Origin of the sequence: Paraburkholderia silviterrae (assembly GCF_004353915.1) — a bacterium.
GTDB classification, from domain to species: Bacteria; Pseudomonadota; Gammaproteobacteria; order Burkholderiales; family Burkholderiaceae; genus Paraburkholderia; species Paraburkholderia silviterrae.
This window is the reverse complement of the sequence record NZ_SMRP01000036.1, coordinates 33,025-58,138: the sequence shown is the minus strand read 5'-3', so window position 1 is coordinate 58,138 and position 25,114 is coordinate 33,025. Positions and strand designations below refer to the sequence as shown.

At 64.2% G+C, this 25,114-nt stretch carries 25 protein-coding genes; 12 read left to right on the top strand and 13 right to left on the bottom strand.

The window, feature by feature from the left end; genetic code table 11:
* The first annotated feature begins 269 nt into the window (after positions 1-269).
* From EYW47_RS36060 to EYW47_RS36045, 4 genes are all read left to right on the top strand, one after another.
* On the top strand, positions 270-1,484 hold the full coding sequence (locus EYW47_RS36060) for a DUF2863 family protein (RefSeq protein WP_133199579.1): 1,215 nt from the start codon (positions 270-272) through the stop codon (positions 1,482-1,484).
* Between the two features lie 198 nt (positions 1,485-1,682).
* Entirely contained in the window at positions 1,683-2,621 is a 939-nt protein-coding gene (locus EYW47_RS36055) for a LuxR family transcriptional regulator (RefSeq protein ID WP_133199578.1), read from the top strand.
* 10 nt (positions 2,622-2,631) lie between these two features.
* A complete protein-coding gene (locus EYW47_RS36050) occupies positions 2,632-3,306 on the top strand; it encodes an energy-coupling factor ABC transporter permease (protein WP_133199584.1) in 675 nt (224 codons plus the stop codon).
* 253 nt (positions 3,307-3,559) lie between these two features.
* A complete protein-coding gene (locus tag EYW47_RS36045; protein WP_133199577.1) occupies positions 3,560-4,303 on the top strand; it encodes a BspC domain-containing protein in 744 nt (247 codons plus the stop codon).
* 108 nt (positions 4,304-4,411) lie between these two features.
* Here EYW47_RS36045 and EYW47_RS36040 read toward each other — a convergent pair whose 3' ends face one another.
* Both EYW47_RS36040 and yaaA read right to left on the bottom strand, forming a co-directional pair.
* Positions 4,412-5,575 (bottom strand): M14 family metallopeptidase, encoded by a 1,164-nt coding sequence (locus EYW47_RS36040; protein WP_133199576.1) that lies wholly within the window; start codon positions 5,573-5,575, stop codon positions 4,412-4,414.
* A 65-nt stretch (positions 5,576-5,640) separates the two neighbouring features.
* Positions 5,641-6,435: a peroxide stress protein YaaA gene (gene yaaA, locus EYW47_RS36035; RefSeq protein WP_133199575.1), complete on the bottom strand. Its 795-nt coding sequence runs from the start codon at positions 6,433-6,435 to the stop codon at positions 5,641-5,643.
* A 65-nt stretch (positions 6,436-6,500) separates the two neighbouring features.
* Here yaaA and EYW47_RS36030 point away from each other — a divergent pair, with 65 nt between their 5' ends.
* Positions 6,501-7,025 carry a putative toxin-antitoxin system toxin component, PIN family gene (locus EYW47_RS36030; protein ID WP_133199574.1) on the top strand — a complete coding sequence of 175 codons (525 nt, stop codon included), beginning with the start codon at positions 6,501-6,503 and terminating at the stop codon, positions 7,023-7,025.
* A gap of 148 nt (positions 7,026-7,173) precedes the next feature.
* Positions 7,174-8,367 carry a pyridoxal phosphate-dependent aminotransferase gene (locus EYW47_RS36025; protein WP_133199573.1) on the top strand — a complete coding sequence of 398 codons (1,194 nt, stop codon included), beginning with the start codon at positions 7,174-7,176 and terminating at the stop codon, positions 8,365-8,367.
* Between the two features lie 3 nt (positions 8,368-8,370).
* Here EYW47_RS36025 and EYW47_RS41475 read toward each other — a convergent pair whose 3' ends face one another.
* Both EYW47_RS41475 and EYW47_RS36015 read right to left on the bottom strand, forming a co-directional pair.
* A complete protein-coding gene (locus EYW47_RS41475; protein ID WP_205710213.1) occupies positions 8,371-9,372 on the bottom strand; it encodes a fimbrial protein in 1,002 nt (333 codons plus the stop codon).
* A gap of 284 nt (positions 9,373-9,656) precedes the next feature.
* A complete protein-coding gene (locus EYW47_RS36015; RefSeq protein WP_133199572.1) occupies positions 9,657-10,298 on the bottom strand; it encodes a glutathione S-transferase family protein in 642 nt (213 codons plus the stop codon).
* Between the two features lie 108 nt (positions 10,299-10,406).
* On the opposite strand from EYW47_RS36015, the gene EYW47_RS36010 reads away from it, so the two are divergent.
* The 6 genes from EYW47_RS36010 to EYW47_RS35985 all read left to right on the top strand — a co-directional run bounded on the left by EYW47_RS36010 (position 10,407) and on the right by EYW47_RS35985 (position 16,869).
* Positions 10,407-11,978 (top strand): 3-hydroxyacyl-CoA dehydrogenase, encoded by a 1,572-nt coding sequence (locus EYW47_RS36010; RefSeq protein WP_133199571.1) that lies wholly within the window; start codon positions 10,407-10,409, stop codon positions 11,976-11,978.
* Positions 11,975-12,763 carry an oxepin-CoA hydrolase, alternative type gene (locus EYW47_RS36005; protein WP_133199570.1) on the top strand — a complete coding sequence of 263 codons (789 nt, stop codon included), beginning with the start codon at positions 11,975-11,977 and terminating at the stop codon, positions 12,761-12,763. The genes EYW47_RS36010 and EYW47_RS36005 overlap by 4 nt, the downstream gene beginning before the upstream one ends.
* The gene (locus tag EYW47_RS36000) at positions 12,763-13,482 is read left to right on the top strand and encodes a histidine phosphatase family protein (protein ID WP_133199569.1); all 720 of its coding nucleotides are present in this window, start codon (positions 12,763-12,765) and stop codon (positions 13,480-13,482) included. The genes EYW47_RS36005 and EYW47_RS36000 overlap by 1 nt, the downstream gene beginning before the upstream one ends.
* 34 nt (positions 13,483-13,516) lie before the next feature.
* Positions 13,517-14,632 (top strand): phosphotransferase, encoded by a 1,116-nt coding sequence (locus EYW47_RS35995; protein ID WP_133199568.1) that lies wholly within the window; start codon positions 13,517-13,519, stop codon positions 14,630-14,632.
* Positions 14,633-14,720: 88 nt separating this feature from the next.
* Positions 14,721-15,980, top strand: a complete 1,260-nt coding sequence (locus EYW47_RS35990) for an acyl-CoA dehydrogenase family protein (RefSeq protein WP_133199567.1) — start codon at positions 14,721-14,723, stop codon at positions 15,978-15,980.
* Between the two features lie 172 nt (positions 15,981-16,152).
* A complete protein-coding gene (locus EYW47_RS35985; protein ID WP_133199566.1) occupies positions 16,153-16,869 on the top strand; it encodes a glutathione binding-like protein in 717 nt (238 codons plus the stop codon).
* A 90-nt stretch (positions 16,870-16,959) separates the two neighbouring features.
* Here the strand turns inward: EYW47_RS35985 and EYW47_RS35980 are convergent, their stop codons facing one another.
* The 9 genes from EYW47_RS35980 to EYW47_RS35940 form a co-directional block, all read right to left on the bottom strand.
* Positions 16,960-17,430 (bottom strand): MaoC family dehydratase, encoded by a 471-nt coding sequence (locus EYW47_RS35980; protein ID WP_133199565.1) that lies wholly within the window; start codon positions 17,428-17,430, stop codon positions 16,960-16,962.
* A complete protein-coding gene (locus tag EYW47_RS35975; protein WP_133199564.1) occupies positions 17,427-17,915 on the bottom strand; it encodes a MaoC family dehydratase in 489 nt (162 codons plus the stop codon). Before EYW47_RS35975 ends, EYW47_RS35980 begins: the two co-directional genes overlap by 4 nt.
* A 63-nt stretch (positions 17,916-17,978) precedes the next feature.
* Positions 17,979-19,100, bottom strand: coding sequence for an acyl-CoA dehydrogenase family protein (locus tag EYW47_RS35970; RefSeq protein WP_133199563.1), 1,122 nt, complete (start codon positions 19,098-19,100; stop codon positions 17,979-17,981).
* Between the two features lie 11 nt (positions 19,101-19,111).
* Positions 19,112-20,308 carry an acyl-CoA dehydrogenase family protein gene (locus EYW47_RS35965; RefSeq protein WP_133199562.1) on the bottom strand — a complete coding sequence of 399 codons (1,197 nt, stop codon included), beginning with the start codon at positions 20,306-20,308 and terminating at the stop codon, positions 19,112-19,114.
* 67 nt (positions 20,309-20,375) lie between these two features.
* Entirely contained in the window at positions 20,376-20,834 is a 459-nt protein-coding gene (locus EYW47_RS35960) for a DUF1178 family protein (protein ID WP_133199582.1), read from the bottom strand.
* A gap of 285 nt (positions 20,835-21,119) precedes the next feature.
* Positions 21,120-21,713: an NUDIX domain-containing protein gene (locus EYW47_RS35955; protein ID WP_133199561.1), complete on the bottom strand. Its 594-nt coding sequence runs from the start codon at positions 21,711-21,713 to the stop codon at positions 21,120-21,122.
* Positions 21,714-21,807: 94 nt separating this feature from the next.
* A complete protein-coding gene (locus EYW47_RS35950) occupies positions 21,808-22,116 on the bottom strand; it encodes a DUF2818 family protein (protein WP_028218506.1) in 309 nt (102 codons plus the stop codon).
* On the bottom strand, positions 22,116-23,588 hold the full coding sequence (gene nuoN, locus EYW47_RS35945) for an NADH-quinone oxidoreductase subunit NuoN (protein ID WP_133199560.1): 1,473 nt from the start codon (positions 23,586-23,588) through the stop codon (positions 22,116-22,118). The genes EYW47_RS35950 and nuoN overlap by 1 nt, the downstream gene beginning before the upstream one ends.
* 24 nt (positions 23,589-23,612) lie before the next feature.
* A complete protein-coding gene (locus EYW47_RS35940) occupies positions 23,613-25,112 on the bottom strand; it encodes an NADH-quinone oxidoreductase subunit M (protein WP_133199559.1) in 1,500 nt (499 codons plus the stop codon).
* Positions 25,113-25,114 lie beyond the last annotated feature (2 nt).

Genomic DNA, 25,114 nt, shown 5'->3' with positions numbered 1-25,114 from the left:
TGCAGGAAGCGAAGGGACTGAATTCTAGTCACAGGGATGTCATCTGGCAAGGGGGTTTTTAACCGTCCCTCGTCAGTCCCCCAGATACGGCCGTCGCGCAATACTACGCATAGGCGCCGACGCACCGAACAACGGCTTTTCCAACGCGTGAGGCGATGCGCCAAGCCGCCGCCCCGTACACTCTCCTTTGGCCGCTCTGTAGGGCAAACCGATGGCCCGCGCGGAACAGACTAGAATATGAGGTTCTCTGCATCCCAACTGACGGATTTATGCGCTCGCGAATCGCCAAACGCCTCCCTCCCGATGCCGACAAGCTCGTCGGCCTGTCGCTCGCCCTGTTCGCTTCGGGCAGCCGCACTGAAGACCGCTTCTGGGAGGCCAAGCTCGACACGCTGCTAGCGAAGGTCGTGCGCAACGGCAACCAGACTACGCTCGACGCCGCGCTCGATCATCTGCAGCAAAACCACCCGGACGCCTACGGTGCGCTCGCCGATATGGCCGAGACCCACAGCGAGTCGTTCGTCGTCGAGCACGACGGCGCGCAATACGAAGCGCTACTCGTCGCCGCACCCGTGCTTGCCTGGACCCGCTATGTCATTCCGTCGGGGCCGCTGAAGACGGACGCGTCGGATGCCCTGCGCACGCATCTCCAGGCACACGTGCTAGCGAACGGCGCGCGCGTCGCGATGGCACCCTATCTCTATAGCATCGACCAGCTCCCGCGCCATCACGTCGAGACCTGGCGGCTTGCACAGCAGCTTTCGCAGGCCGCACTGAGCGGCACCGTAGCAAAAATCAGCGGGGGCGAGTTCCCTGAGACTTCGCCAATCCTCGCCGATCCACGCTTTCTGCTGGCCGTGGTCGCCGCACCGGTCGGCGCGCCACTTTTCCGCTGGCAGGAAGAGGAGCACGGTACTCGCATCGAGCGTGGCCAGTGCCTCGAACAATGGGCTGCGCAAGGCGGCGCCAATCTCGCCATCGTCATGCCCGGTTGCGAGTTCGAATGCCTGCTGCCGGACGCCTACTATTCGGCCTGCCGCGACGCCGACGAGCGTGTGCGCCCCCACACCATCCGCACCGCGGTGCGCTACCTGCTCGACACGATTGGTGCGAGCGCCCAGGACCTGCGCGCCGTGGTCGCGGGCTTCGGCGAACGACGCATCGACGAATACCGTGTCGCCTTCACGAAACGCGGCAGCAATGACGTGCTGTATGGCGTAGTCTGGCCGCTCTATGGCCGCGAGAACGGCGAGGCCGAGATCGACGAAGAGCCATCCGAGGAAAATGCCGGCACCGGCCCGCTCGAAGAGATCGTCGCACTGCTGAAGGAATCGGGCATCACCGATATCCGTCGCCATGCCGGCCGTTTCGAGCCGGAGTATTGCGACGATTGTGGCGTGCCACTTTATGCGGACCCACTCGGTGAGATTGTTCACGCCGAAATGCCGGAAGATGCTGAGCCCGTTCAGCCACATTTCCACTAAGCAACACGGCTTATTCCTACCCTGCCCCGCCTCAGTGCGGGGCTTTTTTTTGCCCTACGTCCTACGCCATCTGGACAGGCCGCCACGACGCAAGCTTTTTGTCATCATGGTGCTGTTGGCCCGGTTTAACGCAGCGTGTGCAAGGCATGCACCGCACAACATTTCGAGAGGGGCCGTTTACAACAGGAGGGCTTGGCTATGCGGTTTGCGGTATTCAATCCGGACGCCGAACGGCGCGAGGGGCTCAAGGCGCTGTTACGACAAATCGACCGGCGCGCGCGCTTTAACGACGCGCCGGACTGGCGCAGCGCCGAACGCGCGATGCAGCGCTTCACACCGAACCTGCTTGTGATCGACTGGCACGACGGCATCCGTCCGGGCGAGCTGCGCAATTTCGCGAACCGGCATCAGACGCTGCCCGTCGCCGTACTCGTAGACCGCACCGAGCCGCCCCACGCGGTACGCGCGGTGCTTTCCGAGGGTGCACGCGGCATCATCCGGCGCACCACCGACTCGATCCTCATCGTCAAGCTGCTCGAGCTCATCCTGCTCGGTGGCGATCATCTGCCCGCCGACGTATTCGGTCCATCGTTCTGCCCGCCGGGTTCGTGGCCGGTGCCTCAGCGTCGCAACGGCAAGAGCGCCGCGCATATATCCAAGGCCCACCTCAAGGTGAGCCTTTCGCCGCGCCAAGAGCAGATCCTCCGCTGCGTCCACATGGGCAGCACAAACAAGATGATCGCCCGGGCGCTCGGCATCAGCGAGGGCACAGTCAAAGTCCATCTGGCGAGCATCTTCCAACAACTCGGCGCCCCCAACCGTGCCGCTGCCGTGGCGATCTACAACGGCTTGCTGGCCAATCAGCTACAAGTCCTGCGCACGCGTCGTGAGAGCGCGCCGAAGCCGGCGTACGGCGAACATGGTCAGGTGCCTCTACGCTCGCGTGATGAGCGGTCCTTCCGCTATCCGTTGCGACAAGACGACACTGCGGAGGCACTACCGATCGCCGCGGAGCCCACCGTGCCCTACGGCGGCGCGGCGCCAGCCCCAGTTGCGCCACGCGCCGAAGCCGACTCGAACAGCGAAGAACAGGAAGTGCCGCCCAGCTGCGCACACCTTTTGCGTTCCAACGAGTAATATGAAGCATATGGGGTTCCTGTATACGCCGCTTCCGCTGTGGGTCATCGTCGGTGCATGGATTGCAGCCGGGGGCCTGCTCGCGCTCGCGTTGTGGAACAACCCCTTCAAGCGTCTGCAAGACGCGACGCTCCAGCACGTGTGGCTCGCCATCATCGTGGCCGTCTCCGTGCTGTGGGCGAGCAATGCGTGGCTCGAGGACGGCACCGTGCTGCATCTGCTCGGCGCCACCCTCGTGGTCACACTATTCGATTGGGGGCTCGCGCTCATCGCCATGGCGGTGGTCGTTGCGCTGGCCGCCGTAGTCTTCGACGCGCCGTGGGACGGCGTCGCACTCACCTTCCTCGTGTTCGGTGCCTTTCCGGTGGCAGTCTCGGCATTGCTGCAGCGCGCTTGCGCTGCGTGGCTGCCCCGCAATCTCTTCATGTTCATCGTCGGCCAGGGCTTCGTATCACCCGCCATCGCAGTCTGCGCGGCAGCCTATCTGGCACTCGGCACCCACGTCGCGATCAACGGGGGATCAATGCTCACCGTGCCTGCGGGCTATGCCTTCAGCGTGTTCCTGCTGGCGTCCGGTGAGGCCTGGTTTACTGGCATGGCTACGGCGCTGATCGCTGTCTATCGCCCCGCATGGGTCACGACCTATGACGTGCGGCGCTATCGGCTGGGCGGTCCGCGCACCTGAGCGGCCCTTGGCGCGCGACACGTGTGGGTGACGCATAGTCGACTGTTTCCTCGGTCGCCACGCAGTAGCCGTGCGCTAGAATGACCCGGCGCCAGAGCATGCCGCGGCCACAAGCCGCAGCATACCCGCCAGCCTTGCCAGAAAACGATCCCGCCATCTGGCTGCGCGAAATATTTGTTCGGCACTGGAACTCATCCATGCGACGCAGCATCTTACGGTGCCTGACGTCCCACCCCTCACCCAGAATAATCAGATGGACCGCAACAACGCATCTCGCCAGTTGCTGACTGTATTTGGCCGACTGGCTGCCTGCGCCGTGAGCCTCACATTCATTTGCACGCCGCCCGCACAAGCCGATCAGGTCGACCCGATCGATCAGATTGATCAGCCAGCAGATCTTGCCAGCAAGCAAGGCGATCTCGCCAACACCTTCGTTGCCCAGATGCATGCCGATCCGCTGGTCGCCAGTTGCGCCGCGCATGGCAACTTCATCGCGAGCACGTCGGATGCGCTCGATCATGTCGAGTTTCCGCCCAGCTCCTTCGATAGCGCGCATGCCACCGTGACGCCCTGGAACGACTCGTTCGACGAAGGCAAACAGCGCGTGAAGGTCGACACGATCGTCACCGTCGATGGCATCGGCATTCCGAAGGACAGTAGCCACGCGCCGTACGATCTGAAGTTCCGCTGCGGCTACGTGGGCCAGCAGATCCTCGCGTTCACGTGGAACGATCCGGTGCCGCCATTGCGTGCGCGCAGCGAGCCTCGCGCCACGACGGGAGGTACCACGGCCCATGTGAGCGGCAAGCACGGCGCGAAGTCGAAGAAAGGCAGCGGCAAGGGCCACAAGAAGGCAACTTCGGGCAAATCGAGCCACAAGTCTTCGGCGGCGAGCACGAAGAGCGGCACCAAGTCGACGGCCAAAGCAACGACCAGGTCGACAACGAATTCAACGGCAAAGAAGACGACTACGAAAAAGAAGTCGACGACGCAATGACGCCATGGTGCCGCACACGCGGAATGCGGCACACATGACAAAGGGGGAAGCGGCTCACACCGCTTCCCCCTTTTTCATGCCGTCGCCGCAAAGGCCCGCGGCTTTGCGTCAGGCGAACGTTTCGACGTGGCGCAAGATGGCTTGCAGCATCGCGGCGCCCAGCGCCGCGCTGCGCTCGCCGTTCCAGCCCACACGCTCGTCGGGCAGGTTCGCGTTGTCCTTGAACGGCATTTCGAGCGTGAGCGACAGGCAGCCGTAGCGATGCCCGATGTACTTCGACGCGAGCTTGAGCGCGTCCTCACGATAGCGGCTCGCTTCGTAGCCATGCTTGTCCTGGAAATCCGGGCTCGCAATCTTGAACGCTTCGATGAACGCCGTCTGCTCGGTGCGCTGCTGCTCGGTGAAGCCCGGCAGCATCTCCGAGCCCGCCACGAACACATACGGCAGCGTCTCGTCACCGTGGATGTCGAAGAACAAATCGCAGCCGGTTGCCTCGATCGCGTCGCGCACGACGAGCACCTCGGGACTGCGCTGCGCATCCGGTTGCATCCATTCGCGGTTCAGGTTCGCGCCCGCCGCGTTGGTGCGCAGGTTGCCGTGCACGCTGCCGTCCGGGTTCATGTTCGGCACGATATGAAAAATGACGCGGTCGAGCAGCTTGCGCGCGACCGGATCGCCTGCCCAGTCGCCCCAGCCTGCCAGACGCTTCACGAGCCCTTCGACGAACCACTCGGCCATCGACTCGCCCGGATGCTGGCGCGCGATGATCCAGACCGTCTTCTTGGGCTGGCCTTCGGGCGTGGTGTCGCCCGGCATGCCGAGCGAGAGCAGCGTCATCGGCCGCCCCTCGACCGTCTGGCCGAGTTCGCTGAGCGTCGCATGCGGCAGCTGCTGCAGCGCGCCGAGAAATTCGGAATGGCGCTCCTCGCTGTACGGCTCGAAATACGCGTAGTAGATGCTGTCGAAGTCGGGCGTATGGTCGATGGTGAGCGCCTTGCCGTCGTAAGAGGTCGGCACGCGGAACCAGTTCACGCGGTCGTAGCTCGCCGCGGCCTGGTAGTCGCGCCAGCCCTCGGGGAATGCGCATGCCGAGGCGTTCTCGAATGTCATCACGCAACGCTCTCCGCGCCCGCCCGTGAGGCGGAAATAGAACCACTGCGCGAAATCGGATTGATTGTCGGCGCGCACGCGCAGACGGATGTCGTCGGCTTGCTCGCACGAGAGCACTTCGATCGCGCCTGCGTCGAAATGGCTGGAAATGGAAATCGTCATGTTGGTGTCCTTCGCTGGGTCAGCAATCCGCACGGCACGCGCGGCACGTGCGGCACAAGCGCCGCTTAATCGGCCAGGCGCCGGCGGAATACATAGGTCGAATCGTTCGATGCCTCTGCATCGAACGCGTAGCCTTCGGTATCGAAGGCCTTGAGCGCCTCGGGCTCGGCTATGCGGTTCTCGACCGCATAGCGCGCCATCAAGCCGCGCGCACGCTTCGCGTGGAAACTGATGATCTTGTAGCGGCCGCCCTTCCAGTCTTCGAAGACGGGCGTGATGATGGGCGCCGCGAGCTGCTTCGGCTTCACGGCCTTGAAGTACTCGTTCGATGCGCAGTTCACCAGCACGCGCGCACCCTTCATCGCTTTTTCGTGGTTGAGTGCGAGTTGCGCGTTGAGCGCGTGCGTGATGCGCTCACCCCAGAAAGCGTACAGGTCCTTGCCGCGCGCATTTTCGAAGCGCGTGCCCATTTCCAGCCGATACGGCTGCAGCAGATCGAGCGGGCGCAGCACGCCGTACAGGCCCGAAAGCACGCGCACGTGCTGTTGCGCGTAGTCGAGATCGGCGTGGGTCAGCGATTTCGCGTCAAAGCCCTCGTACACGTCGCCGTTGAACGCGAGCACGGCCTGCTTCGCGTTGGTTTGGCTAAAGTGCTGCGACCAGTCGGCGTAGCGCTGGAAGTTCAGGCGCGCGAGCGGGTCTGAGATGCTCATGAGCGTGCCGATCTGCTGGGGCGAAAGACGGCGCAGGCCGTCGATCAGCTCGGCTGCGTCGTCGACGAAATCGGGGATCGTGTGGGTTTCGATGTGCGCCGGCGTGTCATAGTCGAGCGATTTGGCCGGCGACAGAACGATTATCATAGAGGCTTGCAGGCACCAGAGTGCCGATATTCAAAGGCGAAAGCCCGATTGTAGCGAATTCACGAATGACCGGTTTTACGCCCCCAGACAACGCCCCTGCCGATTCCCGCGCGACACCCGCGCAAGATGCGCTCACCGTGGTGCTCGACTCGAACGTGTGGCTCGACATTCTCGTGTTCGACGATCCGCATACGCGCCCCATTCGTGCCGCGCTCGAACGCGGCGCGCTCGCGGCGCTGATCGACTCGCGCTGCCACGCCGAGCTCGCGCACGTGCTGGACTACCCGCAATTCCAGGGCCGCGGCACCGACAAAGCAGCTGCGCTTGCCGCGCTGACAACGCTCGTGCAACAGATCGAACCACCGGCGCCGCCCGCCGACGCCCGTGCGCTGCCCCAATGCCGCGATCGCGACGACCAGAAGTTTCTGGAGCTTGCGCGCGCAAGCGGCGCTGCATGGCTCGTATCGAAGGACCGTGCGGTGCTCAAGCTCGCGAAGCGCATTGCGCGCGATTTCGGCTTTCGTATCGGCACGCCCGACGCTTTCGTCGCGCAATGCGGGCTTGCCGCTGCCGAGACCTCGGCTGCCTAGCTCCACGGCCCGAGCGCCGGGCGCGTAGCCGGCAGGCCGGCGGCCCTGGCGCCCGAAGCCCGGCTACGTGCGGTCCGAGCGCCCGCGGCCCGCACGATTTGCCTACAATCAAGCTTTCCCGTTCCCCCGATTTCCTTCCGCCAGCGCCATGAACGCACCGCATCCCTCGCAAGATCCGTCGCAAACCCCGCTGCTCTCACCCTCTTTTCCCTCGCGCCTGCCCGACGTCGGCACGACGATCTTCACGGTCATGAGCGCGCTCGCCGCGGAAAAGGGCGCAGTGAACCTGGGCCAGGGCTTCCCCGACTTCAACTGCGACTCGCGCATCGTCGACGCGGTTGCGCAGGCTATGCGCGACGGCCACAACCAATACCCGCCGATGGCCGGCGTGCCCGCGCTGCGCGAGGCCATCTCGGAGAAGATCGCGAATGTCTACGGCCGGCGCTACGACGCCAATACCGAGATCACCGTGACGGCGGGCGCCACCCAGGCGCTGCTCACGGCGATCCTCTGTACGGTCCATCCCGGCGACGAAGTGATCGTGGTGGAGCCGACCTACGACAGCTATCTGCCGTCGATCGAACTCGCGGGCGGCAAGCCCGTGTTCGTCACGCTCGAAGCGCCCGACTATGCGATTCCGTTCGACCGCCTCGCCGCGGCCATCACGCCGAAAACGCGCCTGATCCTCATCAATACGCCGCACAACCCCACGGGCACGGTCTGGCGCGCCGAGGACATGCGCAAGCTCGAAGAGATCGTGCGCGGCACCAACGTGCTGATCCTCTCCGACGAAGTCTACGAACACATGGTCTACGACGGCCAGCCACACGAGAGCGTCGCGCGCTATCCGGAGCTCGCCGCGCGCAGCTTCATCGTGTCGAGCTTTGGCAAGACATTTCACGTGACGGGCTGGAAGATCGGCTACGTGGCGGCGCCCGCGCCACTCACTGCCGAATTCCGCAAGGTGCACCAGTTCAACGTGTTCACCGTGAACACGCCGATGCAGATGGGTCTCGCGCAATACCTGCGCGATCCCAAGCCGTACCTGGAGTTGCCCGCGTTCTATCAGAACAAGCGCGACTTCTTCCGCGCCGGCCTCGCGAATTCGCGCTTCAAGCTGCTGCCGTGCGAGGGCACGTATTTCCAGTGCGTGGATTATTCGGCGATCAGCGACCTGCCGGAAGCCGAATTCTCGAAGTGGCTCACGGCGGAGATCGGCGTGGCGGCCATTCCGGTGTCGGCGTTCTATCACGAGCCGCACGAATCGGGCGTCGTGCGGTTCTGCTTCGCCAAGCAGGAAAGCACGCTCGCGACCGCGCTCGAGCGCCTCGCGCGTCTGTAGGGATTACAGATACTGCATCGTCACGGTCATCGAGGTATTCGCCGGACCGGGTGTGATTGCCGCCGCGGTCTGGTAATAGCGCGCCCTGAACGGAATGGTATAGCTGCCACCCGTGCTCGTGACGTAGCCACTAAAGGTCTTCACCGCGCTGAGCGGGAACACCGCCCCGCCCCCATCGAGCAACTGCACGCCGACGCCTGTCGCGGTCGAGCTTCCGTCGAGCGCCACCACGGATTTCGCGGCAATGAGAACGGTAGTTGTCGGATCGATCCGATAGGTGATGCTCTTCATGCCCGCCGGGCAGTTGGTCAATGCGACGTTGAAGGATGTCGAAGACGAAAAAGAGTTGATGCCAGTGAACTCCGATTGCAGGTGATCTCCAAGGGGAATCGTCACGTCGGGCGTAGTGCACGCGGCAGCCTTCATGGCAATGTCGCTCGCAAGCACCATATCGACCACGTTCAATCCGCCGATGGAGCCGTAAGCGATCACAGTGCCACCCGGTATGACCGTTCCGGCGCCGAGCGATCCGGTCTTGATCAGACGGAAAGCATGCGGCGTGTTGTAGGGCGAGCCCGAACCGCTATATGGGTAGGTCCCATAGGAAGTCGCGGGCGTGCCGTTGTAGATCCACTGAAACGCCAGTCCCGTGTCGCTGCCATTGACGTATATCGGATACTGGTTCGCGCCGGTTGCAGGCTGGGGGCCGATATTGTTCAAGATGCCCGACGGTGACGACGTTGTACAGGTGATGTACGCGCTCCCCGATGGCGAGACGTTGGGTGATGTGTACAGGGTGCCGTTGGCCGCGTTGCGGCTCACGGTCAATGAAGCAGGCACCGCCATGACGATGGTCTGCTCACTGCCTCCCGAGCTGAAATCGCAGCCCGCGTAGGCCGGCACGGACAGCCCGCCGAAGCACAGCACACCCGCCAGGACCGCCAATTTCCGCAAAACAGACATAGCCTTCCCCTTCCAGGTGCACTGGGCACCGTTGATTTCCATTGCGCGATGAGGGCGACAGACTTGCAATGTAATGCGGACCGGCGAAGCCTGAGTGCGTTTGCTTGCCGGGTCTGAGCCGCACGCCGGACCCGCTCACGTCTTCGGACGGCGAGATTTTTGAAGGCCAATGAGGCTTTACAGGAATACTGCCGACAAAACGCTTACGATCCACTATCGTACCGTGCGCGGTTGCAGCCCAAAGCGATCACCGCTCCAGCGCACGTGTCATTGATCAACTTATGATCAAATAATTCTCAGCTGTTTTGACGTAGCGCACGCAACAGTCAAATCCCTTTAACAATCACCGCCTTACGGTCGGCACTCACGCGCGCTGCGGCGGGCCGCTCTTCAATCGTCTTCACGTAGCCCTTCCAGTCGATGCCCGCGTCGCTCAGGAAGTCGCGCCCATAGATTGCCCTGGTCGCCAGCGCCACCAGCGGCAGGCTCGCGTATCCCGCCGTATCGGCCACTGTGAAACGCTCGCCGCGCAGATAAGGAGCGAATTTTGCGAGCCTCTGGAAGCCGGCGATATGATGGACGAGGAGTTTTTCGGTCCGCGCTTTGGTCTCGTCGGTGACGGTGCCGCCGAAGAACGCCTGCTTATACAGATTGCGTGCCGTCAGTTCGAGGTGCACGTCGACGAACATGATCAGCTCACGCTGCTTCGCCGCTTCCCACGGGTCGGCGGAAAAAATCCCTTTGTCGGGAAAGCGCGCGGCCAGATACTCGACGATCGTCTGCGATTCGCACAGATCGCCGTGCTCCGTCTCCAGATACGGCACCTTGCCGAGCGGCGAGTGTGCGAGAAACTCGGGCGACTGATTCGGCTTCTCCTCGACCTCTTCGAACGGAATGCCATACTCGAGCAGCACGAACTTGACCTTGTTGTAGTAGTTCGAGAGCGCAAAACCATGCAGCTTGATCATTCTCATCGCCTCCTTGCGAGCGGCGGTATCCGTATTGAACCCGCCCAACCGTTTTCATTAAATTGTACGACCGTGCTATTCTAGGCCAATCATGGAGCCAGGCTTCCAATGACTTCACATCATTTCAATATTGAGACAATCGGCATCGTCGGGACCGGCGCAATGGGCCGCGGCATCGCCCAGATCGCCGCCCAGTCGGGCCTGGCGGTCCGCCTCTACGATACCAACGCGCAGGCGGTCGCTGCCGCGAGCGCGTACCTCGCCGACACCTTCGCGAAACTCGCCGCAAAAGGCAAGCTCAGCGAGGCCGACGCCAAAGCCGCGTTCGAGCTCGTCACGGGCGTGAATACGATCGACGGCCTCGCGGGCTGCGATCTCGTGGTCGAAGCGATCGTCGAGAACCTGGACGCCAAGTGCATCCTCTTTCGCGAACTCGAAACCGTGGTGAGCGGCAAGTGCCTGCTCGCCTCGAACACCTCGTCGCTGTCGATCACGGCGATCGCCGCCGCCTGCAGCGACCCCACGCGCGTCGCAGGCTACCACTTCTTCAACCCCGTGCCGCTGATGAAGGTGGTCGAAGTGATCGACGGCCTGCGCAGCGACCCCGCCGCCGGCGACGCGCTCATGGCGCTCGCGCGCCGCATGGGCCACACGCCGGTGCGCGCGAAGGACATGCCGGGCTTCATCGTCAACCACGCGGGCCGCGGCATGAATACCGAAGGACTGCGCGTGGCCGGCGAAGGCGTGGCGAGCTTCGCCGACATCGACCGCATCATGCGCGAGCAGGCGGGCTTCCGCCTCGGGCCCTTCGAGCTGCTCGACCTCACCGCGCTCGATGTCTCGCATCCGGTGATGGAGTCGATCTATCACCAGTTCTACGAGGAGCCGCGCTTCACGCCCTCGCCCATCACCGGTGTGCGGCTCGCGGGCGGGCTCGTCGGCCGCAAGAGCGGCGAAGGCTTCTATCGCTATGTCGATGGCAAGCAGCAGGTGCCGGAAGAACCCGCCGCGCCCACGACGCTCCCCGCGCGCGTTTGGGTGAGTCGCCGCCATGCCGAAGCGCGCGAGGCTGTGCTCGCGCTTGCCGCCAAAGCGGGCGTCGCGATCGACGAAGGCGACGTGCCCGGTGCCGATTCGCTCGTCGTAGTTACGCCGCTCGGCCTCGACGCCACCACCGCCGCGCTCGAAGAGCAGCTCGACGCGAGCCGCGTCGTCGCCATCGACACGCTGTTCCCGCTTGCAGCCACAAAGCGCCGCACGCTGATGACGACGCCCGCCACCACGCGCGCCGCACGAGACGCGGGCCACGCGCTGTTCGCCGCCGACGGTGTGCCAGTCACTGTGATCCGCGATTCCACGGGTTTCGTCGCGCAGCGCATCGTCGCGACGATCGTGAACATCGGCTGCGACATCGCGCAGAAGCAAATCGCCTCGCCGCGCGACATCGATCTGGCCGTGACGCTCGGCCTCGGCTATCCGCATGGACCGCTCGCACTAGGCGACGCACTCGGTGCACGCACGATCCTCACGATCCTGCGCAACATCCACGCGGTGCTCGGCGACCCGCGCTATCGCCCGTCGCCGTGGCTCGCGCGCCGCGCACAGCTCGGCATTTCTCTCACGCAACCCGACGCGGCAGACGCCGGTCTTTCCAACGCATCGAACGAGGCACCGCAATGAGCGCCGAACTCCGCAGCACCCGCCCGCAAAACCACGAATCGACGCTCGTGCTGACGCTGTCGAACCCCGGCGCACGCAACGCGCTGCACCCCGACATGTACGCCGCGGCGATCGCGGCATTCGATGCCGCCGAGCGCGATAACTCGCTGCGCGCGATCATCCTCACGGGCGCCGACAACTTTTTCTGCGCGGGCGGCAACCTGAACCGTCTGCTCGAAAACCGTTCCAAGGATCCCTCGGTGCAGGCCGCCAGCATCGACATGCTCGCGCAATGGGCCACCGCGATGCGCCAGTCGAGCAAGATCGTGATGGCCGCCGTCGAGGGCGCCGCCGCGGGCGCGGGCTTCTCGCTCGCGCTCGCCGCCGACCTGCTGGTCGCCGCCGACGACGCGAAATTCGTGATGGCTTATTCGCGCGTGGGGCTCACACCCGATGGCGGCGGCTCGTGGTTCCTCGCACGCTCGCTGCCGCGCGCGCTCGCGTTCGAGGTGATGGTCGAGGGCAAGCCGATCGGCGCGCAACGGCTTGCCGACCTGGGCGTCGTGAACCGCGTCGCCAAACCGCAAACGGCGCTCGATACGGCGCTCGCCTGGGCCGCCGATCTCGCGAAAATCTCGCCGAACGCGGCCGCGCGCATCAAGGGGCTGACGAACGCGGCAGGTATGCAATCGCTCGACGACCAGCTCATCGCGGAACGTGAGAGCTTCGTGACCTCGCTGCATCACCGCGACGGGCTCGAAGGCATCACCGCGTTCCTCGAAAAACGTCAACCGGTCTACAAATGATGAGCGAATTCAAGTTGCCCTCGCGCCGGCGCCTCTATCTGATGCGCCACGGCGACGTCACCTACTTCGACGACTCGGGGCGCGCCATCGATCCCGACACCGTGCCGCTCAACGAGCACGGCCGGACCCAGGCCACGGCCGCGGGCGAAGCATTCGCGCAGCAAGGCGTGCGCTTTGACCGCGTGATCGTGAGTGGCCTGCGGCGTACGGTCGAAACCGCGCAGCGCGTGCTCGACGCCACGGGCCAGCGCATCGAGCTCGAGGTGCAGGCTGCGTGGGAGGAAATCCGCGGTGGCAGCCTCGGCGCGATTCCACCCGAGCAAGTCGAGGACGCGTTTCTGCGCATCTTCGACGGCGTCGTGCCCGAACAGACGCGCTTTCTCGGCGGCGAGAGCATCGGCGAACTGCTCGACCGTGTGCTGCCCGCGCTCGCCGCACTGCGCGCCGACACGTCATGGGACACGGCGCTGCTGGTCCTCCATGGCGGCGTGAACCGCGCGATTCTCTCGCACGCGATCACGGCCGGCGGCCGCATGTTCTTCGGCCATCTCGCGCAAACCACGGGCTGCATCAACGCGCTCGACGTGGGCGCAGCGCCCCACGACTGGGTCGTGCGCATGCTCAACTACGCGCCGCCCTCGCCACTGCACCGCGACGTGCGCAACACGACGATGGAGATGCTGTACGCGCAATATCTGCGCTATCGCCCGCAACGCTAGCTCACGCAAAGCCTATACGAGGAGGGAGACGAACATGGCGCACGCCAACCCGGATGGAGACAAAACGAACGCCGATAGCTCGACCGATTTTTCGGCGTTCGAGGGCACGCGCCCCGTTGCCGAGCGTCAGCGCTTTGACACCGGGGCGCTCGCCGCGTGGCTCGCCGCGCAAGTCGACGGTTTCGAAGGACCGCTCACGGTCGAGCAGTTCGCAGGCGGCCAGTCGAACCCCACCTTCAAGCTCGTCACGCCCAGGCGCAGCTATGTGATGCGCGCAAAGCCCGGCCCGAAGGCGAAGCTGCTGCCCTCGGCGCACGCGATCGAGCGCGAATACCGCGTGATGGATGCGCTCGGCGCCACCGACGTGCCCGTCGCGAAGATGCTTGCGCTCTGCGAAGACGAGGCCGTGATCGGCCGGGCGTTCTACGTGATGGAGTTCGTCGAGGGCCGCGTGCTGTGGGACCAGGCGCTGCCCGGCGTGACGCGCGAGGAGCGCGGCGCGATCTACGAGGAGATGAACCGCGTGATCGCCGCGCTCCACAACGTGAAGCCCGACGCCATCGGCCTCGCCGATTACGGCAAGCCCGGCAATTACTTCGCACGCCAGATCGATCGCTGGAGCCGGCAGTATCAGGCTTCGGAAACGGAGTCGATCGACGCGATGAACCGCCTGATCGAGTGGCTGCCGCAGCACCTGCCCGATGACACTGGCTCGCGCGTCTCGGTCGTGCACGGCGACTACCGCCTCGACAACCTGATCTTCCACCCCACCGAGCCGCGCGTGCTCGCGGTGCTCGACTGGGAGCTCTCGACGCTTGGCGATCCGCTTGCCGATTTTTCGTACCACTGCATGGCCTGGCACGTGGAGCCTGGCCAGTTCCGCGGCATCGGCGGGCTCGACTGGAAGACACTCGGCATACCGGACGAGCAGCAATACGTGCGGCGTTACTGCGAGCGCACGGGCCTCGAGATCCGCGGCGACTGGAACTTCTATCTCGCCTACAACATGTTCCGCATCGCAGCCATCTTGCAGGGCATCATGAAGCGCGTAGTCGACGGCACGGCCGCGAGCGCCCAGGCGGCCGACGCGGGGCGGCGCGCGAAGCCCATGGCCGAGCTCGCCTGGCAATACGCGCAAAAAGTGCGCTAGCGCCGCATCGCGTCGCATCGCATCGCATCGATCAGCATTCCATCAGCACTCGATCCTTACGCAGTGCTCTTTATTTGCGAGGTCCCGGATGAATTTCGACTACTCCCCGAAAGTGCAGGCGCTGCGCGAGAAACTGCTCGCGTTCTTCGACGAACACATCTACCCGAACGAGACCGTCTATCACGAAGAAGTCGAGCGCAACCGCGCCAACGGCAACCCGTGGGTGCCCACGCAGATCGTCGAGCAGCTCAAGGTGAAGGCGCGCGAAGCGGGCCTCTGGAACCTGTTCCTGCCCGACTCGACGCGCGGCGCAGGGCTCACCAACCTCGAATACGCGCCACTGTGCGAGATCATGGGCCGCGTGATCTGGGCGCCCGAGGTGTTCAACTGCAGCGCGCCGGACACCGGCAACATGGAAACCATCGAGCGCTACGGCACTGAGGAACACAAGCGCCAGTGGCTGGCACCGCTGCTGGAAGGCCAGATTCGCTCGGCCTTCCTGATGACGGAGCCCGAGGTCGCCTCATCGGATGCAACCAACATCCAGACGCGCATCGAGCGTGACGGCGACGACTATGTGATCAACGGCACCAAGTGGTGGTCATCGGGCGCGGGCGATCCGCGCTGCGCGGTCTATATCGTGATGGGCAAGACCGATCCCGATGCGCCGCGCCATGCACAGCAGTCGATGATCCTCGTGCCGGCCGACGCGGCGGGCATCACGGTCAAGCGCCCGCTCACGGTGTTCGGCTACGACGACGCGCCGCACGGCCACATGGAGATCAAGCTCGAGAACGTGCGCGTGCCGGCGTCGAACATCCTGCTGGGAGAAGGCCGCGGCTTCGAAATCGCCCAGGGGCGCCTCGGGCCGGGCCGCATCCACCATTGCATGCGCCTGATCGGCCTCGCCGAGCGTGCGCTCGAGTTCATGTCGAAGCGCGCACTCGCGCGCACCGCGTTCGGCAAGACCATCGCGCAGCAAACGGTCACGCAGGAGCGCATTGCAGAAGCGCGCTGCATGATCGAGCAGGCGCGCCTGCTCACGCTCAAGACCGCTTACATGATGGACACCGTCGGCAACAAGGGCGCGCGCGGCGAAATCGCAATGATCAAGGTGGTCGCGCCGAACATGGCCTGCCAGGTGCTCGACTGGGCGATCCAGGTGCACGGCGGCGGCGGCGTGAGCGGTGACTTCCCGCTCGCCTATGCCTACGCGCAGGCACGCACGCTGCGGTTCGCCGACGGCCCCGACGAGGTCCACCGCAACGCCATCGCCAAGCTCGAGCTCGCGCGCTACCCGGACGCGACGGCGGCCTCGCGCGTGGAGATGCCGGTCACGCGCTCGTAAGCGAGCGGCACCGCTGCGGGCCCGTCGCAGGCCACAAGCCCACAAGCGCAGCAGGGGCGCTCGTGGGCCCTCTGCGCCGCCCGGCGAACTATGCTAATTTGCGCCAGTTCAGGCGCCGCGGAACATCTGAAAACACCGGACGGCGCCTTCGTCCAGGTACCAAGGAGCCACGATGATCGACGTCTACAGCTGGGCCACGCCCAACGGCCACAAAGTCCATATCATGCTCGAGGAAACGGGCCTCGAGTATCGCGTGCATCCCATCGATATCGGGGCCGGCGACCAGTTCAAGCCCGAGTTCCTCGATATCAGCCCGAACAACAAGATCCCCGCCATCACGGACTCCGAAGGCCCGGCGCGTGCCGACGGCAAGCCGTTCTCGCTGTTCGAGTCGGGCGCGATCCTGATCTATCTGGCCGCGAAGACGGGCAAGTTCATGCCCGAAGACCTCGCTGCGCGCTACGACGTGCTGCAGTGGGTGATGTTCCAGATGGGCGGCCTTGGCCCCATGCTTGGCCAGGCGCACCACTTCCGCATTTACGCGCCCGAGAAGATCGACTACGCCGTGAAGCGCTACACGAACGAGGCGAAGCGCCTCTACAACGTGATGGAGGCGCAGCTCGAAAAGACCGAGTACCTGGCCGGCGACGACTACACCATCGCCGATATTGCCGCGTTCCCGTGGACGCGATCCTGGCAGAACCAGGGCATCGAACTCGATGCGCTGCCCAACGTGAAGCGCTGGCACGAGGCGATCGCGGCGCGCCCGGCGGTCAAGCGCGGCGTCGAGGTGCTGGCGAACGCGCGCAAGCCGCTCATGGACGAGAAGGCGAAGGAGATGCTGTTTGGCGCGACGCAGTACGAGAAGCACACCTCGAAGGCCGCCTGACGAACGACGCCAGATGGAATAAACGAGGGGCGTGCGGCTCTTGGCCGGACGCCCCTCTCACATTCTGAATGCGCAAACGCGCGCGGCGATTCAGAAGTAGTGCCGCGAAATGAATTCGGCCACGCACGCGGGCCGCTCGCTGCCCTCGCATTCGATGCCGATGTTCCAGACGACCTGCGCGCCACCGCCTTCCACGTCGGTCACTTCCTTCACACCGATGCGCGCGCGCACCCTCGCCCCCACAGGCACCGGCGACGTGAAGCGCACCCGGTTGAGCCCATAGTTCACGCCCATGCGCTGGCGCATCGTGACGGTTGCCGCGAGCAGCGCCGGCACGAGCGAGAGCGTAAGAAAGCCGTGGGCGATCGGGCCGCCGAACGGCGACTCGCGCCGCGCACGCTCCGCGTCGACGTGAATCCATTGATGATCGCCGGTCGCGTCGGCGAACTCCAGCACACTCGCCTCGCTCACCGCGCGCCAGGCGCTCACGAACGGCTCGGCGCCCACGAGCGCGCGCAAGGCGGCGACGTCTGCAATTTCAACCACATCGGCCTCGCTCATGATGCGCCTCCCGGCTGGCGCAGCCCGGTATGGGCCAGCCCGGCATGGGCCAGCCCAAACAGCCCCTTCGAGGTCACCGTCACTACGAGCTCGCCGTGCTGATTGCGGCCTTCCCAGCGCGTCTGGACGATACCGCGATCCGGCTTGCTCTCCGAAACGCGCTTGCTCACGACGAAGTTGGTCATCGCGAGCGTGTCGCCAACGCGCACGGGCTTGATCCAGCGGATCTCGTCGATGCCGGGCGAGCCCATCGATGTGGAGCCATCGAGAAAATTGCGCACGAGCATGCCCATCATGACCGAGCACGTATGCCAGCCGCTCGCGACAAGGCCGCCGAAATGCGACGCCTCGCCAGCCGCCTCGCTCAAATGAAACGGCTGCGGATCGTACTGCTTCGCGAACTGGACGATCTCTTCGCGCCCGAACGTGTGCGAGCCGATTTCATACGACTTGCCCACTTCGAGATCTTCGTAACTCACTCCCATCGATGACTCTCCGTTTCGAATTGCTTCACAACGCGCCGCGGGACGCACCTGCCGGCGCGCGCCTCAGGCCGCTGCCTGCGCAAACCCCGGCAGCGCCGCGAAACGTTCGAGATGGTAATCGACGTCTCCGAGCGTAGTCTCGATGATAGCGAGACGCTTGAACAGGTGTGCCGCCGCGACTTCGTTGGTCACACCCATGCCGCCGTGCAACTGCACGGCCTGCTGGCCGACATAGCGCGCCGCCTGCCCCACGCGCACCTTGGCCGCCGAGATGGCGCGGCGCCGCTCATCGGGCGAAGCGCCACTGTAGCGCGCAGCCGCAAGGTACGTGAGCGAACGAGCCTGCTCGCCATGGATCAGCATCTCGGCCATACGGTGCTGGAGCGCCTGGAAGCGTGCAATCGGCACGCCGAACTGCTGGCGCGTCTTCGTGTACTCGACGCTCGCGTGATTGAGCGCGTCGATGGCGCCCACGGCTTCCGCGCACAGCAGGAAGGTGGCGTAATCGGCGATCTGCTCCCACGTGGCCGCACCCGCATCGCCAAGACGGCGCGCGTGCGCACCGTCGAACTTGAGCGTGGCGGCGCGCTGGCCGTCGATCGTGCGGTAGTCGCTCACCTCGACGCCCTTCGCATCGCGCGCCACCACGAACAGCGCGACTTCGCCCGCGAGGCGCGCCGGCACGATCCAGTAGTCCGCTTGCGCGCCGTGCTGCACGACCGACTTGCTGCCCGTGAGCGCGAAGCCGTCGCCAGTTTCCTTTGCGAGCGTTTCGAGCGCGAACAGGTCGTAGCGTGCCTGGGGCTCGTGAAACGCCACGGCGAGCTTGATCTCGCCCACCGCCACGCGCTCGAGCAGTTGCGCGTTTTCGGCGCTATCCGCCCCCGCGAGCTTGAGCGCCTCGACGCCCACCGCGCTCGCCCAGTACGGCTCGATCACGAGTGCGCGGCCCAGCTCCTGCATGACCACGAGCATGTCGAACGGCGAGCCGTCGAAGCCGCCCTGCTCCGCCGGCACCGGCAGCGCGGTGAGCCCGAGCTCGACGAACGCCTTCCAGTGTTCGCCCGATACGCCCTCAGGCGTCTTCACGATCGCCTGGCGCGCTTCGAAGCCGTAATTCTTGTCGAGATAGCGACGCAGCGCGTCGGCGAGTTGCTGTTGCTCTTCGGTGAAATTGAAGTCCATTGCGTCGCTCCTCAAATCCCCAGAATCATCTGCGCGATGATGTTCTTCTGGATTTCGTTCGACCCGCCGTAAATCGACGTCTTGCGATAGTTGAAGTAGTAAGCCGCGAGCGGTGCTGCATCGTCGTCGCCACCGGCCGCGTGTGCGCGCTCGCCCTCGAGGAATGCCGGATCGAACGGCGCGGCAAGCGGGCCGACCGCATCGACCATCAGCTCGGTGAGCGCCTGCTGGATTTCGGTGCCCTTGATCTTGAGCATCGACGCCTCAGGCCCGGGACCGCGACCGTGGCCGCTGCTCGCGATCACGCGCTCGGCCGTCACCTCGAGCGCCATCAGCTCGATTTCGACTGCGGCCACGCGCGCCGCGAAAACCGGATCGAGCAGAAGCGGCTTGCCGTGCTTCTTCTGTTCGAGTGCGACATGCTTGAGGAACTCGAGCTCGCGCTTGGACGCGCCCACGCGGGCGATGCCCGTGCGCTCATGGCCGAGCAGATATTTCGCGTAGGTCCAGCCACGGTTTTCTTCGCCGACGAGGTTCTCGAGCGGCACCTTCACGTCCTCGAGGAACACCTCGTTGACCTCGTGGTCTTCGTCGAGCGTGATGATCGGGCGCACCGTGATGCCGGGCGTCTTCATGTCGATGAGCAGGAACGAGATGCCCTCCTGCTTCTTGGCGGCGGGGTCGGTGCGCACGAGACAGAACATCATGTCGGCGTGCTGGCCGAGCGTGGTCCAGGTCTTCTGGCCGTTCACCACATAGTGGTCGCCTTCACGAACGGCACGCGTGCGCAGCGAGGCGAGATCCGAGCCCGAGCCCGGCTCGGAATAGCCCTGGCACCACCAGTCTTCGCCGGAAAGGATGCGCGGCAAGTAGCGGCGCTTTTGCGCCTCGTTGCCGTACTTCATGATCACCGGCGCGACCATCGAAACGCCGAACGGCAAGACCGGCGGCGCGCCAATGCGGCCGCACTCCTCGTCCCAGATGTGGCGTTGCGTTTCGCTCCAGCCGGGGCCGCCATATTCGGTCGGCCAGGCAGGCGCCGACCAGCCGCGCTGACCGAGCAGCTTGTGCCAGCCGGCGATGTCGTCGCGGCTGAGGCGTTTGTGATTGAGAACTTTCTCGCGCACGGCTTGAGGCAGATTGGCCTCGAGCCAGGCGCGGACTTCGGCGCGAAACGCGTCGTCGGTGGGGGTGTAATCGAGATCCATGCGGGTTTGTCTCCTGGCCGCGGCTGGTTGGGAACGAACCCAAGCCGCAACGAAGACCCGCCTGGCGTTATTGCAGCGGACCCTTCAACGCGGCCGGAACCGGCAGCGGCATCACATCGATGCCTTCTTCGACGAGAGCTTGCGCATCTTCCGCGGATGCCACTCCGCGGATGTTGCGCGCCGGCGCTTCGTTGTAGTGAATGCGCCGCGCCTCCTCGGCGAAACGGTCGCCTACGTTCTCAGTCTTCTCCAGGACCTCGCGCATCACGCGCATGGCATGCGCCTGCCATTGCGCCGCTGCCTGTGCCATCTGGCCGGCCTGTGACGCCTGACCGGCAGTGGACTGCGCTTCGCTCGCACCCGACAGATTCAGTCGGGGCGCGGACGGCACGCGGCTCACATTAGTGGCGCCGCACATCGGGCATTCGACCAGCTTGCGCGAAAGCTGCGACTCGAAGTCGTCAGCGGAAGCGAACCAGCCTTCAAACCGATGGCCGTCTGGGCACTGTAAATCGAGGACCTTCATGGGAATCGAGGCTTGCGTTGAGTGTATCGCAAAACGGAAATTTGTGAACGACCGTTCGTAAATTTTTTGATGGGCTCGGCAGCTGGTTTTCGAGCGCCACCGTGGCACCGGACGGCCGACTAGCCGGTGGTCGATTGTAGCGCCGCACGCCGCTGGCCGCTCGACGCAAAAATGCCACGCCCCAAGTGAATACGGCGGCCTCGCGGGCCGCCGTATTTCAATGCGCTGCTTCTCTGATCCGGCACTTTTTCCCGCGACCATCGCCGCAGTGCCGCACCGCGGTGTTCAGCCCCGCTCGGGTTGTGCGAGCGGCCAGGCGCCGGAGAGCGCCTTTTCGAGCCAGAACGTGCCGATAATCGTCTTCACGTCGGTGATCTTGCCGGTACGCACCCACTCGAGCAGCTCGGGCAGTGTCGCCGTGAAGGTCTCGAGGAACTCGCCTTCGTCGAGCTTCGCCTCGCCGGAAGTCAAGCCGCGCGCAAGGTAAATGTCGATGAATTCGGTCGAGTACGAGATCACCGGATGGATCTGCGCGAGATAGATGTACTCGCGCGCCGTATAGCCCGTCTCTTCCTTCAGTTCGCGGATCGCGCAGGCCAGCGCGCCTTCCTGCGGATCGAGCTTGCCAGCCGGAAATTCGGTCATCACGCGCGAAAGCGGATAGCGGTATTGGCGCTCCATCAGCACGCGGCCGTCGTCGAAGAGCGGAATCACCATCACCGCGCCCGGATGCTGGACGTACTCGCGCGTTGCGTGCTTGCCATCCGGCAAGGCGACCGTGTCGCATTTGAGCGTAAGGAATTTGCCTGCGTGGAGCGTCGTGCTCTCCACACACGTCTCGGCGAGTGCCGGGTCGTGTTTTTGATGTTCAGCAGCCATGTTCTACCTCTGGGGAGCGCCTGTACGGAGAAGTCGCGGGAAAGCCGCGATGTGATCGAATGGCATACGCCTCGTCGAGGACGAGGCGTATGCATCACGCCGGACGGCGTTTGAAGAGATATTGCCAGGTGAAGCCAGGAAACGCGAACACGACAAAGAGACTGAACGTGATGGCGTAGAACTGCCAGCCCTGGTCAAAGCGGTTGCCGGCGCGCGCCTCCAGCATGAAGCCGAACGCACCGACCACAAAATACAGCACGATCATTTCGGCAATGCGAATCCACGCGCTCTTCTTCGGTGCACGCAGCGGCAACGGCACGATGCCGAACAACCGTTGATTGAGAAACGGCAAGTTGGCGCCCGCGAGCGCCAACAACACGATAAACCACCCTGCTGCCGACATTACAGCGGCAGCGTATGCGAGACGGCCTGCAGGCAGAGCGACATCAGCGGCCCCGGGATGATGCCGAGCACCAGCACAGCCACGCCGTTGACCGTCAGCAGCGCACGGTTGAATGCGTGGCCCTCGATCGGTGCGGTGTCCTGCGGCGCATCGAAGTACATCAGCTTGACGATGCGCAGGTAGTAGAACGCGCCGAACAGCGACGTAATGACGGCAAGCACGGCAAGCCACGTGAGGCCGGCGTTCATGGTCGCTTCGAGCACGGCGAGCTTCGCGTAGAAGCCGACCGTCGGCGGAATGCCGGCGAGCGAGAACATCATGAGCATCATGACGAATGCGAACACCGGGCTGCGCTGGTTCAGGCCCTTGAAGTCGTCGAGCGTTTCCGCCTCGAAGTCGCGGCGGGCGAGCAGCATGACCACGCCGAACGCGCCAAGCGTCGTAATCAGGTAGACGATGCTGTAGAACATCGCCGAGCTGTACGCGCTGGCCGCACCGGTCGCCTTGTTATCGACGATGCCGGCGAGCAGGCCGAGCAGCACGAAGCCCATGTTCGAGATGGCCGAGTACGCGAGCATGCGCTTGACGTTGCGCTGGACGATACCCGTGATGTTGCCGACGATCATCGAGAGCGCGGCCAGGATGATCAGCATTTCCTGCCAGTCCACGGCGAGCGGCAGCAGACCCATGACGAGGAAGCGCACGGCCCACGCAAACGCCGCGACCTTCGGTCCGCCGCCGGTGAGCAGCGTCATGGCCGTAGGCGCGCCCTGATAGACGTCGGGCACCCACATGTGGAACGGCACCGCGCCCATCTTGAACGCCACGCCCGCGACGATGAACACCACGCCGAACAACAGGACGATGTCGTTGATGTGGCCCGAAGCCACGGCCTTGAACACGTCGCCCAAGTCGAGCGAGCCGGTCGCGCCGTACAGCATGGAGATGCCGTAGAGCAGGAAGCCCGATGCCAGCGCGCCCAGCACGTAGTACTTCATGGCCGCTTCGTTCGACTGCGTCGCGTCACGGCGCAGTGCGATGACCGCGTAGAGCGAGAGCGACATCAGCTCGAGGCCAAGGTACAGCGTAAGGAAGTTGTTGCCCGAGATCATCACGATCTGGCCGAGCAACGAGAACATGCCAAGCAGGAAGAACTCGCCCCTGAACATGTCCCGGTCTTCGAGGTACTTGCGCGAGTACACGATCGTGACCGCGTAGCCGAGCGTGACCACCGCCTTCATGGCGCTCGCGAACGCGTCCACCACGTACATGCGCGTGAAGTAGTAGTACACGTGTGGATCGAACGCGATTACCGCGAACCAGATGCCGGCTGCGAGCGCCGTCAGCAGCGCGATGAAATAGGTCGTGCGCCGGCCCGAAGGACCGGTGAACGTGTCGTTGAGCCACGCAACGACGGTACCGGCCATAAGCAGCGCGTCGGGTAGCAGAGCGTTCAAAGGGGCGTTTGGCATGATCTATTAGTCCTCCGCTCGGTATTACTGTGACAGCGGCAGTTTCGACACTGCGACGTGGGAGAGGAGGTTTTCCACGGAAACGTGCATCACATCGGTAAAGGGCTTCGGGTAGACGCCCATGAAAAGCGTGAGCAGCGCGAGCACCCCAAGAATGAGGTATTCGCGGCTGCTGATGTCCTTCAGCTCGCGAACATGATCGTTCGCGACGGCGCCGAAGTACACGCGCTTGTACATCCACAACGTATAGGCCGCGCCCAGGATCAGCGTGAACGCCGCCCCGAAAGCAATCCAGAAGTTGAACTTCACTGCCGCCAGAATCACCATGAATTCGCCGACGAATCCCGAGGTGCCCGGCAGGCCGCAGTTGGCCATCGCGAACAGCATGGCCAGCGCCGCGAATTTCGGCATCGTGTTGACGACGCCGCCGTAGTCGGCGATGTCGCGCGTGTGCATGCGGTCATACAGCACGCCGATGCAAAGGAACATGGCGCCCGAGACGAAGCCGTGCGAGATCATCTGGATGATCGCGCCTTCCATGGCCAGCTGGCTCGACGGGCCGAACATAAAGAAGCCGAGCGTGACGAAGCCCATGTGGGCAATCGACGAGTACGCGACCAGCTTTTTCATGTCGGACTGCACCATCGCCACGAGGCCGATGTAGATCACCGCGATCAACGACAGCGTGATGATGACCGGCGCCAGGTAATGACTCGCGTCCGGCGTGACCGGCAGCGAGAAACGCAGGAAACCGTATGCGCCCAGCTTCAGCATGATGGCGGCCAGCACCACCGAGCCGCCCGTGGGCGCTTCGACGTGCGCGTCCGGCAACCACGTGTGGACCGGCCACATCGGCACCTTGACGGCGAACGCGAAGAAGAACGCAATGAACAGCAGGATCTGCGGCGTCATCGCAAGCTTGGCGTTCTGCCAGGTGGCGAGGTCGAAGGTCCCGGTCTCGCGGTAGAGATACAGCAACGCGACCAGCATCAGCAGCGAGCCGGCCAGCGTATAGAGAAAGAACTTGAACGCTGCGTACACGCGGTTCGGTCCGCCCCACACGCCGATGATGATGTACATCGGAATGAGTGTGGCTTCGAAGAACACGTAGAACAGCAGACCGTCGGCGGCGCAAAAGACGCCGATCATCAGGCCCGACAGGATGAGGAACGCCGAATAATACTGCGCGACGTTCTTCTGGATGACCTGCCAGCCCGCGATCACGACGATCACGGTGATGAGCGCCGTGAGCACCACGAGCCACAACGAGATGCCGTCGATGCCGAGATGATACGAAATATTGAACCGCTCGATCCAGACCGACTTCTCCTCGTACTGCAGCGCAGCCGTGGTGGTGTCGAAGCCCGAAACGAGCGGAAGGGTGACGAGGAAACTAAGCACCGAACCGATGAGCGCGATCCAGCGGTCCGCGCTCGAGCTCCGCAGGGAACCCACTACAAGAACGATGATGCCGAAAACAATTGGCATCCAGATCGCAAGACTGAGAATCGGAGTTGCGTGCATGC

Coding starts and splice junctions, on each gene's coding strand:
- EYW47_RS36060 (WP_133199579.1), top strand. CDS start 270: ATGCGCTCGCGAATCGCCAAACGCCTCCCTCCCGATGCCGACAAGCTC.
- EYW47_RS36055 (WP_133199578.1), top strand. CDS start 1,683: ATGCGGTTTGCGGTATTCAATCCGGACGCCGAACGGCGCGAGGGGCTC.
- EYW47_RS36050 (WP_133199584.1), top strand. CDS start 2,632: ATGGGGTTCCTGTATACGCCGCTTCCGCTGTGGGTCATCGTCGGTGCA.
- EYW47_RS36045 (WP_133199577.1), top strand. CDS start 3,560: ATGGACCGCAACAACGCATCTCGCCAGTTGCTGACTGTATTTGGCCGA.
- EYW47_RS36040 (WP_133199576.1), bottom strand. CDS start 5,575: ATGACGATTTCCATTTCCAGCCATTTCGACGCAGGCGCGATCGAAGTG.
- yaaA (WP_133199575.1), bottom strand. CDS start 6,435: ATGATAATCGTTCTGTCGCCGGCCAAATCGCTCGACTATGACACGCCG.
- EYW47_RS36030 (WP_133199574.1), top strand. CDS start 6,501: ATGACCGGTTTTACGCCCCCAGACAACGCCCCTGCCGATTCCCGCGCG.
- EYW47_RS36025 (WP_133199573.1), top strand. CDS start 7,174: ATGAACGCACCGCATCCCTCGCAAGATCCGTCGCAAACCCCGCTGCTC.
- EYW47_RS41475 (WP_205710213.1), bottom strand. CDS start 9,372: ATGGAAATCAACGGTGCCCAGTGCACCTGGAAGGGGAAGGCTATGTCT.
- EYW47_RS36015 (WP_133199572.1), bottom strand. CDS start 10,298: ATGATCAAGCTGCATGGTTTTGCGCTCTCGAACTACTACAACAAGGTC.
- EYW47_RS36010 (WP_133199571.1), top strand. CDS start 10,407: ATGACTTCACATCATTTCAATATTGAGACAATCGGCATCGTCGGGACC.
- EYW47_RS36005 (WP_133199570.1), top strand. CDS start 11,975: ATGAGCGCCGAACTCCGCAGCACCCGCCCGCAAAACCACGAATCGACG.
- EYW47_RS36000 (WP_133199569.1), top strand. CDS start 12,763: ATGAGCGAATTCAAGTTGCCCTCGCGCCGGCGCCTCTATCTGATGCGC.
- EYW47_RS35995 (WP_133199568.1), top strand. CDS start 13,517: ATGGCGCACGCCAACCCGGATGGAGACAAAACGAACGCCGATAGCTCG.
- EYW47_RS35990 (WP_133199567.1), top strand. CDS start 14,721: ATGAATTTCGACTACTCCCCGAAAGTGCAGGCGCTGCGCGAGAAACTG.
- EYW47_RS35985 (WP_133199566.1), top strand. CDS start 16,153: ATGATCGACGTCTACAGCTGGGCCACGCCCAACGGCCACAAAGTCCAT.
- EYW47_RS35980 (WP_133199565.1), bottom strand. CDS start 17,430: ATGAGCGAGGCCGATGTGGTTGAAATTGCAGACGTCGCCGCCTTGCGC.
- EYW47_RS35975 (WP_133199564.1), bottom strand. CDS start 17,915: ATGGGAGTGAGTTACGAAGATCTCGAAGTGGGCAAGTCGTATGAAATC.
- EYW47_RS35970 (WP_133199563.1), bottom strand. CDS start 19,100: ATGGACTTCAATTTCACCGAAGAGCAACAGCAACTCGCCGACGCGCTG.
- EYW47_RS35965 (WP_133199562.1), bottom strand. CDS start 20,308: ATGGATCTCGATTACACCCCCACCGACGACGCGTTTCGCGCCGAAGTC.
- EYW47_RS35960 (WP_133199582.1), bottom strand. CDS start 20,834: ATGAAGGTCCTCGATTTACAGTGCCCAGACGGCCATCGGTTTGAAGGC.
- EYW47_RS35955 (WP_133199561.1), bottom strand. CDS start 21,713: ATGGCTGCTGAACATCAAAAACACGACCCGGCACTCGCCGAGACGTGT.
- EYW47_RS35950 (WP_028218506.1), bottom strand. CDS start 22,116: ATGTCGGCAGCAGGGTGGTTTATCGTGTTGTTGGCGCTCGCGGGCGCC.
- nuoN (WP_133199560.1), bottom strand. CDS start 23,588: ATGCCAAACGCCCCTTTGAACGCTCTGCTACCCGACGCGCTGCTTATG.
- EYW47_RS35940 (WP_133199559.1), bottom strand. CDS start 25,112: ATGCACGCAACTCCGATTCTCAGTCTTGCGATCTGGATGCCAATTGTT.